At 61.7% G+C, this 14,021-nt stretch carries 9 protein-coding genes and 1 pseudogene; 4 read left to right on the top strand and 6 right to left on the bottom strand.

The genetic code is table 11. The annotated features are described in order from the left end of the window. Positions 1-100: 100 nt before the first annotated feature. Positions 101-376, bottom strand: a complete 276-nt coding sequence (locus tag ACTG2W_RS10475) for a metal/formaldehyde-sensitive transcriptional repressor (protein WP_106843869.1) — start codon at positions 374-376, stop codon at positions 101-103. A gap of 71 nt (positions 377-447) precedes the next feature. On the opposite strand from ACTG2W_RS10475, the gene dmeF reads away from it, so the two are divergent. Beyond that, on the top strand, positions 448-1,413 hold the full coding sequence (gene dmeF / locus ACTG2W_RS10470; RefSeq protein WP_213387655.1) for a CDF family Co(II)/Ni(II) efflux transporter DmeF: 966 nt from the start codon (positions 448-450) through the stop codon (positions 1,411-1,413). A 47-nt stretch (positions 1,414-1,460) separates the two neighbouring features. Here dmeF and ACTG2W_RS10465 read toward each other — a convergent pair whose 3' ends face one another. Next, the gene (locus tag ACTG2W_RS10465; RefSeq protein WP_040067388.1) at positions 1,461-1,874 is read right to left on the bottom strand and encodes a hypothetical protein; all 414 of its coding nucleotides are present in this window, start codon (positions 1,872-1,874) and stop codon (positions 1,461-1,463) included. A gap of 262 nt (positions 1,875-2,136) precedes the next feature. On the opposite strand from ACTG2W_RS10465, the gene pulA reads away from it, so the two are divergent. Next, positions 2,137-6,201, top strand: coding sequence for a pullulanase-type alpha-1,6-glucosidase (gene pulA / locus ACTG2W_RS10460; protein ID WP_106843871.1), 4,065 nt, complete (start codon positions 2,137-2,139; stop codon positions 6,199-6,201). Positions 6,202-6,411: 210 nt separating this feature from the next. On the opposite strand, the gene ACTG2W_RS10455 is transcribed toward pulA, so the two are convergent. Next, complete coding sequence (locus ACTG2W_RS10455; RefSeq protein WP_421308722.1) at positions 6,412-8,865, bottom strand: zinc/cadmium/mercury/lead-transporting ATPase; 2,454 nt, start codon at positions 8,863-8,865, stop codon at positions 6,412-6,414. Between the two features lie 184 nt (positions 8,866-9,049). Here ACTG2W_RS10455 and tpx point away from each other — a divergent pair, with 184 nt between their 5' ends. Continuing rightward, entirely contained in the window at positions 9,050-9,550 is a 501-nt protein-coding gene (gene tpx, locus ACTG2W_RS10450) for a thiol peroxidase (RefSeq protein WP_005341463.1), read from the top strand. A 58-nt stretch (positions 9,551-9,608) separates the two neighbouring features. On the opposite strand, the pseudogene ACTG2W_RS10445 reads toward tpx, so the two are convergent. Then, a pseudogene (locus tag ACTG2W_RS10445) lies at positions 9,609-10,434 on the bottom strand (ABC transporter substrate-binding protein). Positions 10,435-10,578: 144 nt separating this feature from the next. Between ACTG2W_RS10445 and ACTG2W_RS10440 the strand changes: the two are divergent. After that, complete coding sequence (locus ACTG2W_RS10440) at positions 10,579-11,799, top strand: DEAD/DEAH box helicase (RefSeq protein WP_440016187.1); 1,221 nt, start codon at positions 10,579-10,581, stop codon at positions 11,797-11,799. Between the two features lie 2 nt (positions 11,800-11,801). Here ACTG2W_RS10440 and ACTG2W_RS10435 read toward each other — a convergent pair whose 3' ends face one another. Beyond that, positions 11,802-12,587 carry a hypothetical protein gene (locus tag ACTG2W_RS10435; RefSeq protein ID WP_440016186.1) on the bottom strand — a complete coding sequence of 262 codons (786 nt, stop codon included), beginning with the start codon at positions 12,585-12,587 and terminating at the stop codon, positions 11,802-11,804. Further along, positions 12,584-13,900: a sphingomyelin phosphodiesterase gene (locus tag ACTG2W_RS10430; RefSeq protein WP_167573579.1), complete on the bottom strand. Its 1,317-nt coding sequence runs from the start codon at positions 13,898-13,900 to the stop codon at positions 12,584-12,586. Before ACTG2W_RS10430 ends, ACTG2W_RS10435 begins: the two co-directional genes overlap by 4 nt. Between the last annotated feature and the right edge of the window lie 121 nt (positions 13,901-14,021).

Raw genomic sequence — 14,021 nt, 5'->3', positions numbered from 1 at the left:
TAAAACCGGCGGTCAGCCGGGCTGGACATCATGGCGCAAAGCTGGCGGTGGCTCAAGCCCGACGCTGGTCGAGCCTGAAGGGATGGCGCCGCCATCCTGCTTACTTCAAATAGGATCGCAGGACGCTGACCACCTGATCCAGATCCTCCAGCCGCTCGGCCGGGGTGGCATCGGGGGCGCCGAGATGCTCGCGCATATGCCCTTCCAGCACCTCCAGCATCAGGCCGTTGACGGCGCCGCGGATGGCGGCGATCTGCTGCAAAATAGCGGCGCACTCGCTCTCCTGCTCCAGCGCGCTCTCCAGCGCACCGGCCTGTCCCTTGATACGGCGCACCCGTGCCAGCAGCTTCTTTTTGTCGTGAATGGTGTGGGACATGACGGATCCTCTCGATCAATAAAACTATACTGGGGTATAGTATATTGCATCATCGCTCTCAGGAGAAATCCATGTCATCCCTCGCTCAATCCCACTGCCATCACCCCGTCATCCACGAGGGCAATCCGCTGGCTGAACAGAAGACCCGCTGGGCCGTATTGCTGACCGTCATCATGATGGTGGCGGAGATCGGCGGCGGCTGGTTCTACAACTCCATGGCGCTGCTGGCCGATGGCTGGCACATGAGCTCCCACGCGCTGGCGCTCGGTCTCTCGATGCTGGCCTATCGTGCCGCCCGCCACTTCGCCCGCGACCACAGATTCAGCTTCGGCACCTGGAAGATCGAGGTGCTGGGTGGTTTCACCAGCGCCCTGTTGCTGGTGGGAGTGGCAGTGTTGATGCTGTTCGAGTCGGTGTTCCGGCTGCTGGATCCCAGCCCGATCCACTATCAACAAGCGATCGCTATCGCGCTGGTGGGGCTGTTGGTGAACCTCGCCTGTGCCTGGCTGCTCAAGGATGATCACGGCCACCATCACCATGGGCATGACCACCATCATGAGCATCACGACCACGATCATCATCATGACCATGACGATCACCACGGCCATCAGGATCTCAACCTGCGCGCCGCCTATATCCACGTGCTGGCGGATGCGGCCACTTCCGTGCTGGCGATTCTGGCGCTGACGGGAGGTATGTTGTGGGGGGCCGACTGGCTCGACCCGTTGATGGGTATAGTGGGTGCCGGACTGGTGGCGGTATGGGCCTGGGGTCTGATGCGCGACTCCGGCCGGGTGCTGCTGGATGCCGAGATGGATACCCCGCTGGTGGCGGAGATCCGCGAGGTCATCGCCGAACTGCCGGGCACTGATATTCGCGATCTGCACGTCTGGCGGGTAGGGCAGCAGCAGTATGCCTGCGTGCTCTCTTTGCTGATGGTCAATCCGCTACCGGCGCAGCAGATCCGCGAACGGTTGGCGATCCATGAAGAGCTGGTGCATGTGACCATCGAGATCGCCAGCGAACAGGATAAATAACGGGGGCCCTTGGCCCCCTTGGTTTCAGTGCCGTTGGCACTCTGATGTCAGTGCGGCTGCCCGGTGATTTCATCCTGGGGCTTGTGTTGCCACACAGCGCCGAGCAGCAGCTTGAGCAGCAGTCCGGGCGGGTTGTCCAGCAGCTTGCCGGACTCCAGCAGCAACTGGCCATCGGCGCGAAATCCGAGGCTGGCATCTATGGTGCCATCCTCCGAGACCACCTGGATCAGGCCATTGAGGGCGGAGCGCTCACCGGGCTGACAGCGCAGCCGCAGTTCGCGGGGTTCCCCCAACAGGGTGAAGGCGCGGCTCAGTGGGGGCGAGTCTTCATAATCGGGCCAGTTGAAGAAGTGATACTGTTCGGCCAGGGCGCCAGCCTGCTGGCAGAACTGGTCGAACAGCTGCCCGATCGCCTGATACTCCTGATCGAGTCGTCTTGCCTGCTCTTCAATCCGTTTCATTGTTTACTCCTTGTCTATCCACTTGATCAGACATTGCTTTTCTGACCCCGTGACTGCCGTTTTCCAGATATGAGGCCAAATGGCTGCGAGGTCTGTGAGCCGGATCGAAGTTTCAGTCTGAAAACGTTATCTTGTTGAAACTGGGTGGTTTTTTTGCCCTTCTGCTCACATTTGAATCGATTGCCGCTGATTAATATGGCACCGCCTGGCAATGACCGGGTGCTCGACTATCGAGACTAACTACAGCGGGAATTATAAAAATATGGATATGAAAAAGACCAAAGTGGCGCTGGTAACAGCCTCACTGCTCGCGCTTTTGTCTGGCTGTAATGACAACAGCTCTGATGCCTCCGGTGTGAACCCCGTCCCCCCTACACCGCCTACACCTGAAGTCACCGATGGGCCTGTCGCTCGTCTGCCCAAGATGGATCCCCCGAAAGAGTTGCTGGTTGCCGGCGAAAATCAGGTGGTCATTGCGCTGGTGGATACCCAGTCGGCAGCCAAGGGAGCCAAGGCACCGTTTGACAGCTACAGCCTGCATCTGTGGAACAAGGACGCCTGCCTGGCAACGGCTGATAGTGGCCTGAACAGCGGGTGGGATGACAAGAGCAAGACACCTGCCACCGCCGACAGCTTTGGTCCGGCCTGGGTCGTGCCGCTCAAAAATGTGGAAGGGTGCATCAACTTTATCGCTCGCAACGGCGATCTGGCCAACCTGACCGGCAGCGATATGAAGGTGATCTTCAATGAGCACCCGGATCGCACCGTGGCCATCGTCGCGGGCAAGAAAGATCTGTTTGGCAGCCGTGCCGAAGCCTTTACCGCCGCCTTTGGCGTGGCGGGGGCCAGCGCTCATCTTATCGATGGCAATACCCTGATTTGGCAAGGGGGCAAGGACAAGCCCCACGTTCGCCTCTATTACACCGACTCGGGCACCATCAAGGCCAATGCCGATGGGGTGTTCGATTTCCCCTATATCAGCCTGACCGCGACCACTCTGACCGCCGAGCAGCAGGCCAAATATCCGCATCTCAAGGATGCCGCCGCTTTTGCCCTGCCTGCCGGTAAAGATCTCAAACCCCTGCTCAAGGGTGAGCTGGTGGCTATCGGCACCGATGCCGACGGTATCCTGCAAGGAGCCACCCTGGTGCAGAGTGCCGGCGCCCTCGATGCGCTTTATGCTCCCGAGGCGACCAAGCTGAGCTATGGTGCCGTGGTGGAGGGTAACCGGGTGACCTTCCGTCTCTGGGCGCCGACCGCCAAGTCGGTCAAGCTGGCCCTCTACAACGCCAGCCACCAGAAGAGTGGCGAGGTAGCGATGACCTTTGACAGCGCCAGCGGCAGCTGGAGTTATGAAGGGGGCAGCGAGCTGATCGGCCAGTTCTACCGCTACGACATGGAGGTCTACCATCCGCTGAGCCGCAAGGTCGAGCACTACGAGGTGACCGATCCCTACTCCTTGAGCCTCGCGATGAACTCCGAGTTCAGTCAGGTAGTGGATCTCGACGATCCGGCCCTGAAACCGGAAGGGTGGGACAGCCTCAAGGCGCCCCACAGCCAGCAGAACCCTGCCGACATCACCATCTATGAGGCCCATGTTCGCGACCTGACCGGTAACGATGCCTCCACCGATGAAGAGAAGCGCGGCAAGTTTGTCGGCCTGACCCAGCCTGACTCTGTGCCGGTCAAGCACCTGCAGGCACTGGCCAAGAGCGGCGTCAGCCACCTGCACCTGCTGCCGGTGTTCGATATCGCTACCGTCAACGAGGATCCGGCCAAGGTAGCCAATCTCGGCGATGACTTCAGCAAGCTCTGCCAGGTCAATCCGGATGTGAAAACATCCAGATTTGGTGGCTATTGCGGTGGCGGTCAGACCGTGGGAGATGTGCTGGCCGACCTGCAAGGGGGCGACAGCAAGGATAATCCGCAGGTGCAGGAGCTTTCCGGTTACCTGCGCGGCGTCGACTCCTTCAACTGGGGTTATGATCCCTACCACTACACCACGCCGGAAGGCTCCTACGCCACCAACGCCGAGGGCACCAAACGTATTCTGGAGTTCCGCGAGATGGTCAAGGCCATCAAGCAGAACATCGGCATGAACGTGGTGATGGACGTGGTCTACAACCACACCAACGAATCCGGGCTCGGCCCCAAGTCGGTGCTCGACAAGATAGTGCCCTGGTACTATCAGCGCCTCAATCCGGAGACCGGCTCGGTGGAGAACTCCACTTGCTGCTCCAACACGGCGCCGGAACACGCCATGTTCGCCAAGCTGATGGATGACTCCTTGGTCACCTGGGCGCGCGACTACAAGATCGACGCCTTCCGCTTCGACCTGATGGGCCACCATCCAAAAGATCAGATGGTGCAGGCGCTGGCCGCGGTGAAGAAGGTCAATCCCGAGATGTACTTCTACGGCGAGGGGTGGAACTTCGGCGAAGTGCAGGATGACAAGCGCTTCGTGCAGGCGACCCAGAAACATCTGGCTGGGACCGGTATCGGCTCCTTCTCCGACCGCTTGCGCGATGCGGTGCGCGGCGGCAGTCCGTTCGATGGCGGCGATACCATTCGCAAGACCCAGGGCTTTGGCAACGGTGCCTTCGTCGATCCTAACGAAATGAGCAAGGTGGAGCTGGCAACGGCCTTGCACCAGTCCGATCTGGTACGGCTCGGCATGGCGGGTAACCTCAAGGAGTTCGTGCTGACCGACAAGGATGGCATGCCGAAGAAAGGCGCCGAGATCGACTACAACGGTCAGAGCGCCGGTTATGCCCAGGATCCGGTGGAAGTGCAGAACTACGTCGACAAGCACGACAACCAGACCCTGTTCGACAACCTGATCTACAAGGCGCCTGCCGGAGCCGATCTGGTGCGGATGCAGGGGGTCTCGCTGGCGACTGCCATGCTGGGTCAGGGCATTCCCTTCACCCACGCCGGTGTCGAGCTGCTGCGTTCCAAATCCATGGAGCGGGACAGCTATGACTCGGGCGACTGGTACAACAAGGTCGACTACACCCTGGGCGACAACAACTTCGACAAGGGGTTGCCGCGCAAGGACAAGGATGGCGACAACTATCCGCTGATCGAGCAGGTGCTCGGCAAGCATGCCAAGCCGGGCTCGGCCGAGATGGCGCAGATGGTGAGCTTCTATCAGGAGCTGGCGGAATTGCGCAACTCCTCCTGCCTGCTGCGTCTGGGCAGCGGTGCCGAGGTGATCAAGCGGGTCGACTTCCGCAATACCGGCCCGGATCAGGTGCCCGGCCTTATCGTCATGACGGTGGATGATGGCGTCAATGCGGGAGCGGATCTGGATCCGGCCATCGACGGTCTGGTGGTGATGATCAACGCCACCAACCAGAGCCAGAGCATCGGCGACTTCCGTGATGGCAACGATCAGCCCATCGATCTGAGCGGTATGGTGCTTGGCAGCAAGCATCGTGCAGTCGACAGCATCGCCAGCGGCGCCGCCTATGATAATGGCCAGCTGACGCTGGGGGCCTGGTCTGCCGCCGTGTTCGTCAAGCCGCAGTCTGGCGCCCAGGGCGCGGGCCTGCCGGTCAGCAAGAAGACCGACTTGAGCACCCTGCCACCGTTTGGCAACACCGATGTTTATCTGAAGGGCTTCTTGGACCCCAGTTTTGGCGACAAGAATCCGCTGACATTTACCAGTAACTTCATGTACGAGTTCAGCGCAGAAGTGACGGCGGAGCAGCTTGGTAGCACCGAATTGAAGGTGGCGGACTCTAGCTGGAGCATTAACTACGGCAGTTGCAACGTTGGTGACAAGCTGGTGGTCGGCACTCCGCTGACCCTTTGCAAGGGGGGAGAAACCGGCAATATCGGTGTCGATCTGGCCAAGGCAGGCAGCTACAAGTTTGTCTTCACCGCCATGAACAAGGACAAACCGACCCTGAGCGTCAGCTTCACCGAGCCGGTGCAGAGCTGCAAGGTGCTGGATACGGTGGCGGGCAATCCGCTCGGCTACAACCTGTTCGTCAAGGGTGAGCTCTCCGGCTGGGGAGCCCAACCTCAGTACCAGCTGAGCTACAAGGGGATGGACGGTGATCTTGCCATCTATCAGGCGGCGTTCAACTACACCGGCAGCACCGAGTTCAAGGTGGCCAACGAGGACTGGAGCAAGGAGTACCTGCTCAACGGTGGCGGCGCGGTGAACGCTGAAACCGGCTATTCGTTCGCCTTCTCCAAGGGGGGCAGTGCCAATAACAGCATCACCCTGCCGCAGGGGCTGTGGAGTGTGCTGGTGAAGGTTGACCCGGCTGGCGTCAAGGCGGGTACTGCCGTCATTCAGGAGTGCAGCGTCAAGTAAGCAAGCCATTGAGTCCGGGGGATGGCTCGGCGCCCCCGGGTTGAATTCCACCTTGCCAAGGGTGGGATAACTCCGAGAGAGTAAGCAAAGCGCGACTGCCGACCGGCAGGCGCGCTTTTTCTTTTACGGGGTGCCGTGAGAGGAATGAGAGGAAAAAGAAAAGCCGTCCCGGTTAGGGGACGGCTTTTGGCTGGGATGCCATTGGCTGGCTTAACGCTTGCGCAGCAGCCGCAAGGCGTTGGCGGTCACCAGCGCAGTGGCGCCGGTATCGGCCAGCACCGCAATCCACAGGCCGGTGATGCCGAGCAGGCTGGTGACCAGGAAGATGGCCTTCAGCCCCAGCGCCAGCGCGATATTCTGGTGAATATTGGCCAGTGCCGCCCGCGACAGCCGGATCATCGCGGCGATGCCACCGAGCTGGTTGTGGGTCAGCGCCGCATCGGCGGTCTCCAGCGCCACATCGGTGCCGCCCCCCATGGCGATGCCGATACTGGCCCGCTTCATGGCGGGGGCATCGTTGATGCCATCGCCGATCATCGCGACTTTCTGCGAGCTGGCGAGCTTGGCAATTTCATTGACCTTGCCCTCCGGCAGCAGACCGGCGCGCCAGCCCATGCCCAGCTCGGTGGCGATCGCCTCGGCGGCACGGGGGTTATCCCCGGTTAACATGATGCTGTTGAGCCCGAGTCGGTTGAGCTCTTGCAGCGCGGCTGCCGCCTCCGGCCGGATCTGATCCCGCAGCGCCAGCAGGGCGACCGGCAGAGCCTTGTCGCCGATGCTCTGGCAGAGCACCACAACGGTCTTGCCCTGCCGCTCCAGCGAACCAATCCGGGTTTGCTGTTCCATATTCAGGGCCGCCACCCGGCTCGGTGCCAGCAGTTGCCACAGTTCACCGTTGATGCGTCCCTCAACCCCCATGCCCGGCAGTGTGCGCAGGTCGCGGGCCTCCGCCAGCGTCAGCCCCTGTTCGGTCGCGTTGGCGACCACGGCGCGGGCCAGCGGGTGGTGGGAGCCCTGCTCGATGGCAGCCGCCAGTGCCAGCAACTCGGTCTCCGGTTGGCCATTGAGGCTCACCAGCTCGGTCAGCTGCGGCTTGCCCAGGGTCAGGGTGCCGGTCTTGTCAAACGCCACGGTATCGATATGGGCCAATCGTTCCAGCGCGGCCCCCCCTTTGATCAGCGCCCCCTGACGGGTTGCGGCGGCCAGCGCCGAGGTAACCGCTGCCGGGGTGGAGATGACCAGCGCGCAGGGGCAGCCGATCAGCAGCAGCGCCAGCCCGCGATAGATCCACTCGTCCCAGCTCTGGCCGAAGGCAAGGGGCGGCACCAGCACCACCAGCAGGGCGACCAGCATCATGGCCGGGGTGTACCAGCGGCTGAAGCGGTCGATAAAGCGCTCGATGGGCGCGCGCTGACTTTCGGCCTCCTCGATGAGGTGTAGAATGCGGTCGATGGCGTTGTTGCCGGGCTCGGAGACGACTTCAAGGCGCAGCACTCGATCTGCAGCCAGACTGCCGGCCGGCACCTTGTCACCCTGACGGCGTTCCACCGGAATGGATTCACCGGTCAGGGCGCTCTCGTCAAACGCACCGAGCTTATCGAGCAGGCGGGCGTCGGCAGGTAGACGGGCACCCGGGGCGATTTCGATAATGTCGCCGGGACGCAGCTCATCGGCGCCGACCTCTTCGCGCACCTCGCCCTCGGCAGTGGTACGGATGCGCAGCGCCTTGTCAGGCACCAGCGCCATCAGCGCGGTCACTCCGGCCCGGGCGCGTCCGGCGGCGTAGGCCTCCAGATGTTCACCCAGCATAAAGAGCAGCAGCACCATGGCCGCTTCGGCGGTTTCACCGAGGAACAGGGCGCCTAGGGCGGCCACCGTCATCAGGGTCTCGATGGCGAAGGGGGAGCCGCTTTTGGTCAGCGCCCACGCCTTGCGGGAGATGGGCCACAGGCCCCAGAGGGTGGCCAGGGTAAAGAGCGGCTGACCGAACTCTTTCGGCAGCAGGGCGGCGACCAGCATCAGACTGGCCAGTGACAGGGGCTGCCAATATTTGCCCAGTGTGGTCAGCAGCGGGCTTTGGCGTGTTGCTTCCTTTGTGATTGTGTGGGCTGTATTGGCCTGAGCACCCTTGAGCTGGAAACCGGCGGCCAGCACGGCGGCGGTGACGGGATCTGGGGAGAGGCCTGGGGCCAGATCCACTACCAGCTTCTCGGTGGCAAACAGCACGCGCGCCTGTTGCACGCCGCTCACCCGGCTGACGGCGGTCTCGATCTTGCGGGCGCAGCTGGGGCAATCCATCCCCAATACCTGCCAGCTGTGGCGGCTGTTGCCTTGTACCGGTGCAACTAGCGGGTCGGCAGGGGGCATATCGTGCTCATGCTCATGCTCATGCTCATGCTCATGTTTATGATCGTGAGCTGGCGATAAGGGGGCGCTGCAGCACGCTTTATCGTGACAGCCCCCTCGGGGAGGCTCTTCATCCCCGGGGGATTCATTGCCGTCACGGGATGCGTGCTCATGAGGTGTCTGGGTTGAACAGCAACTGACGGGCGTGGTGTTGTCGCAGCAGTGGCTATCGTGGTGATGCTCACTCTGGCCGGAGGCCGCCTTGCTGACGGCCTTGATGGGGGCAGCGTGCTGATGATTGCAGCAGGATTTGCTCATGATGAGTCCCTCTTGATGGATCCCGCCCCTGCGAGATCCCTGATTACCGAGAAGGAGTCTAAACCTTGGTGTTAAGTCCAAGGTCAACCCCTTTATATCCCTTGTCTTCGCGGGTGTTTGTCTGGTCCCGCCGCCCCTATACTGATCACTCGGATTTTTACTACACCAATAAAGGACATAACACATGAGCAACTCAGTCACTCTGCAAGGCAACCCGGTCTCCGTCGCTGGTCACTTCCCGGTCGCCGGTGAGCAAGCCAAGCCCTTCTCCCTGGTGGCCAAGGATCTCTCCGACGTGACCCTGGCAAGCTTTGCCGGTCAGCGCAAAATCCTGAACATCTTCCCGAGCGTCGATACCCCGACCTGCGCGACCTCTGTGCGCAAGTTCAACGAGCAGGCCAGCGCGCTGGAGAACACAGTTGTGCTGTGCATCTCCGCCGATCTGCCGTTCGCCCAGTCCCGCTTCTGCGGCGCCGAAGGTCTGGACAAGGTAGTGACCCTCTCCACCCTGCGCGGTGCGGCCTTCATGGAAGATTACGGCGTGGCCTTCTCTTCTGGCCCGCTGGTAGGTCTGACCGCTCGCGCCATCGTGGTGCTGGATGGTGACAACAAGGTGCTGCACAGCGAGCTGGTCGCCGAAGTGGCCGACGAGCCGAACTACGCTGCGGCGCTGGCCGTGCTGTAAGGCTGCAAGCCATAAAAAATCCCGCTTCGGCGGGATTTTTTATGCGGGAATTGTCCGTTCAGGGCGTAGCTGGCGGGGTGGTCGCCGGTTCAGCCTTGGCGGCAGGGGAGGGTTGCCACTCCACATAGGGGCGGTGGATCTTCTCGTAAATTTCGGCCAGTTTGCCGGTGGCAGCCAGCTGATCGATGGCTTGGCGGAGAAATTCGTCCATCTCATCACCTGCTGCCCCTTTCTGGATGATAAAGACATCCTCGAAATCCCCGAAAAATTCTCGCCTGATATTGGTCAGCCCCAGCTGCTTGAGCATCAAGTCGGCCTCCTCTTGTGCCCAGACAAAGGCGTCGATACGGCCGCGTGAGAGCTTGCGCAGTGACTGCTCGATACTCATCGAGCGCTGCACCGGGAAGGGCATATAGTCGGGTACGGCCTCGATCAGCAGATCCCGTTTGGTGGGCACTATGCCATAGGCCATATCCGTGGTGACCGGATAGGCGGTATTGCTGTAAATCACATGGGCAACCTTGCCAAAACTGCGGGTGCTGAAGCGATAAGCCAGCATATCGATATCCTTGAGGTTGCGGATGGCGGGCAGCCCCAGATCAGCCTTGCCGACACTCACCCCAGCCATGGCGCGCCATGGGGTAGATGGTGATCTTGATGGTCACATCGGAGTAGAGATCATCGATGGCATGCACCAGGTCGACAAAGGGGCCTGTCTTGTCGGCATTGATCAGCCCTGGCAGCTCGCCAAGGTGGGCATTGAGGATGCGCACCGGTTTAGACGGCTCGGGGGCAGCGTTGTTCTCCGGAGTCTGCGACAGGCCGAGAGTGGCGCTGCCGAGCAGGGTGACCACGAGCAGCAGAAGGGGGATGTGTCTGGTCATGGCGGGTCTCTCTTGGTGATGGGGCTGCTAAAGTGTAGTCAGCCGGTCGCCAGCCCCTCTCGGCCGGGCCATCATGGATAGGGTTTTACTTCTCGGCCCCCGCTCACTAGACTTCGCCTCCCACTTCTTTGTTGACGTAGCGCCATGACCTTTAGCGAACTTGCCCTCCATCCCGCTCTGCTTGCCTCTTTGCCCGCCACCTTGCAGACGCCGACCCGCATCCAGCAGCTGGCGATTCCGGCTGCGCTGGCGGGGCAGGATCTGCTGGCGCTGGCCCAGACCGGCAGCGGCAAGACGCTGGCGTTTGGCTTGCCGCTGCTGCAACGGCTGGATCCTGCCTCCAGCCAAGTGCAGGGTCTGGTGCTGGTGCCGACCCGCGAGCTGGCGATTCAGGTCACTGCCGCGCTAAAAGAGGGGGCCGAGGCGCTGGGGCTGCGTATCGTGACGCTGTGTGGGGGCGTTGCGCAGGAGCGGCAACAGGCCGAACTGGCGCAGGGGCCACAGCTGCTGGTCGCCACGCCGGGGCGGTTGCGGGATCTGCTGACCCAGCAACTGTTGGGGCTGGATGGTTTGCAACTGCTGGTGCTGGATGAAGCGGATCGCTTGCTGGAGATGGGCTTTGCTCCCGACATCAAGGCGCTGCTCGGCTTTATTCCGGCGGATCGCCAAACCCTGCTCTTCTCCGCCACCTTGCCTGCCGAGCTGGAGGCGCTGGCCAACGGCTTGCTGAGCGAGCCTACCCGCATCGAGGCCAACCCCCTCAACAGCGTGGTGAACGAGATCGAAGAGCGGCTCTATCTGGTCAACAAGAGCAGCAAGGTACCGGCGCTCATCAGCCTGCTCAAGGAGCAGGCGTGGCCGCAGGTGCTGGTCTTTATCAGTGCGCGGGATGATGCCGACGGGGTTGCCAGAAAGCTGGCCAAGGCGGGCATTGCGGTGGCCGCCCTTCATGGCGAGAAGGAGCAGGCGGTGCGCGAGCAGGCGCTCGGCGATTTCAAAGAGGGCAAAATTCGGGTGCTGGTGGCCACCGACCTGATGGCGCGCGGCATCCATGTGGAGGCGCTGCCGGTGGTGATCAATCTGGACTTGCCCGCCAGCGCCCCCGTCTATGTACACCGCATCGGTCGTACCGCCCGGGCTGGTCGCGAGGGGTTGGCCATTTCGCTGGTCTGCCATGGCGAGAGTGACATGCTGCAAGCCATTCGCACCCTGACCGGCCGCGAGCTGCCGTTGGGCGATCTGGCGGAATTCCCGGTTACCGACCAGCCTGCCAGCGGGGAGGGCAAGCGCCCCCCGCGTGACAAGCAGGCCAATCGCCGTACTCAGGCCAAACGCAGCGTCAAGCTGTTCAAGGGCAAGCGCTGACCTCAGGGTTTGCCTTGCTCCCGCGCGAAGAAGTCACGACGCCACTGGCTCAACACCTCCTCCTTGTGCTGTTGCCACAGCGCAGGATCCATCTGCTGTTGGCTGGTCGCCAGTTGCTGCTCCAGCTCGGCCAGCTCTCGCTGGTAGCGGCTGCGTTGATCGAGCTGCTGCTGGCGCGCCCCGGCAAACGCCAGCGTGGCTTCAGCCTTCTCTGCGGGGAGGAAGTGGCGGGCCAGGGTGGCCAGATCCTCATCTCCCCAAAGCTGACGAGCTTGCTGCAGGCGGGCATCCGGGTTGAACAGATCCACCGCCAGATCCGGGTGATCTGCTGCCCACTGATCCTGCAAGCGGCTGAGGGCGTCCAGTCGCTCGGCCAGCGGTAACTGCTCGTTTTCTTGCGCCAACTGATCCAGCGCCAGGGCATAGCGCCCCTGTAACCGGATCAGACTCTCCCCCTCGCTCAGCCACCCGGCCTCTGTTGCTTCCAGATTGCTCACACGCTGCGCCAGCGGCAACTCGCTGTCGCTGATCTCGCTGGCAAGCTGGTTGATCAGTTCATCCGGCATCGCCTGCCAGCTGCTGGGCACTCCTTTGCTTTTGCCATCCATCCCCTCAGCGTTTGGCATGCGGGGAGGCGGGCTCCCCGGTTCTGCTGGCAACTGCACATCGGCCGGAGAGGTCGTCTCCGACCGTTCTGGCGATATCGGGGACTGCTCTTCCTGCCAGCCCAGATTCACCAGCAAAAGGGTCAGGATAGCCAGCGCCAGTATCCCGTAACGGCGAGTCATCGGCTGATCTCTCCCTTGACCGGGAAGTGGTCTGAGAGGTTGCTGGCGGGCCAGAGGCTGCCATCGCTGCTGCGCGGGATCCAGACCGTGTTGAGGTTGTGGCTGGCGCTGCCGTACTCCCGACTCACTACCAGATAGTCCAGATACTCGACGTTGGCGCCACCGGAGAGTGGGCCACCGGCATAGGGGTTGATCCTGGGATCGAAAGTGGCTTCGGTGTAGCCGCCATAGGCAGGTTCATGAGCGTTCAGATTGGCCAGCATATTGGCGTAGTCATCGGCAAACTTGCGCTTGTTGACGTTGAAGTCGCCGCCGTAGATGACGGTGTCGCTGGCGGGGATCTTCAGGCTGGCAGCCAGAGAGCGGATCTGACCGAACTGGATCTGGCGCAGCTTGCGCGCCTCGTCGGTGTCGAAGCTGGCGGTGTGGGTGGCGAACAAGTGCCACGCCTTGCCCCCCTTGATCACCTCGGCGTACATCACCCCCTTGTCGGCGAAGCAGTCGGTGCCGGTGCATTGGGGATAGACCAGCTGGGCCTCCCGCACTATGGGATAGCGGCTGACGATCACCACGCCGCCGTCGTGGACGTTGACCCCGGGCTTGTCGAGCACCTTGGTCTGGTAGGGATACTCTTTTGCCAGCGCCTGCAAAAAGCCGTCGCGGCGGCCATCGAACACCTCTTGCAGCAGCAGGGCGTCATAGCCCTTGAGGTAATCAGGCAGCAAGGTCAACCGCTCGCCGATGCTGGAGGCGATCACCGGCAGTGCCCAGACGTTGTAGCTGGCCACCTTGAGCCTGTGTTCTGCCGGTTCCGGTTGCTCCCGTTTTTGGGGGGGCGTGATCATATAGTGCAGATCGTCGTAGCGGCCGGTGAACTTGGCGGCAAAGGCCAGCTCTTGTGGCCCGGCAACGCGGTGGATCGCCCGATCGTTTTGCCAGCCGGATGCGCTGGTCGGCGTTTCGCCACCGTGCTGCAAGGTGGTGTTCCACCAGGTTCCCTCCATCAGCTGGTTGAGCCGATAGACGTCGCCACCCGCTGTGGTCACGCGGGTTTCGAACAGATAGCTCTTGCCCGCCTTGACCCCCTCATAGCGATTGAAGCTGAGTACCATGGCACTCTCCCATGGGCCCAGTTCGGTGCGGTGCTGACTCCACTGACTGCCGGGTTGCAACTGGCCGCTGCCGCTTTGGCGGATGTCGATCTGAAGCGGTTCAGGACTGTTGTTGGTGAGATAGACATCGGTATCGGCCAGTGCCAGTTGCGGGAACTGGCTGACCAGCAGCAGGGCGGCATAACTGAGGGTTTTCTGCATCACAGGATCCTTTTGGTTGCAGGGCAATGGAAAGTGACTGTTATGGCGAATGCAGAGGTCAGTTTGTTTACATTTTGGTTACAAGTAAATGAATTGGTTTTGTTTGGAGCTTTATGGGGTG

The sequence above is a fragment of the Aeromonas sp. 96A genome (genome assembly GCF_051919165.1).
Lineage (GTDB): Bacteria > Pseudomonadota > Gammaproteobacteria > Enterobacterales > Aeromonadaceae > Aeromonas > Aeromonas veronii.
Note: the sequence above shows the minus strand (reverse complement) of the source record. Positions and strands in the feature narration are given on the sequence as shown.

Excerpts from the sequence above, each read along its gene's own strand:
- ACTG2W_RS10475 (WP_106843869.1), bottom strand. The coding sequence starts at position 376 with ATGTCCCACACCATTCACGACAAAAAGAAGCTGCTGGCACGGGTGCGC.
- dmeF (WP_213387655.1), top strand. The coding sequence starts at position 448 with ATGTCATCCCTCGCTCAATCCCACTGCCATCACCCCGTCATCCACGAG.
- ACTG2W_RS10465 (WP_040067388.1), bottom strand. The coding sequence starts at position 1,874 with ATGAAACGGATTGAAGAGCAGGCAAGACGACTCGATCAGGAGTATCAG.
- pulA (WP_106843871.1), top strand. The coding sequence starts at position 2,137 with ATGGATATGAAAAAGACCAAAGTGGCGCTGGTAACAGCCTCACTGCTC.
- ACTG2W_RS10455 (WP_421308722.1), bottom strand. The coding sequence starts at position 8,865 with ATGAGCAAATCCTGCTGCAATCATCAGCACGCTGCCCCCATCAAGGCC.
- tpx (WP_005341463.1), top strand. The coding sequence starts at position 9,050 with ATGAGCAACTCAGTCACTCTGCAAGGCAACCCGGTCTCCGTCGCTGGT.
- ACTG2W_RS10440 (WP_440016187.1), top strand. The coding sequence starts at position 10,579 with ATGACCTTTAGCGAACTTGCCCTCCATCCCGCTCTGCTTGCCTCTTTG.
- ACTG2W_RS10435 (WP_440016186.1), bottom strand. The coding sequence starts at position 12,587 with ATGACTCGCCGTTACGGGATACTGGCGCTGGCTATCCTGACCCTTTTG.
- ACTG2W_RS10430 (WP_167573579.1), bottom strand. The coding sequence starts at position 13,900 with ATGCAGAAAACCCTCAGTTATGCCGCCCTGCTGCTGGTCAGCCAGTTC.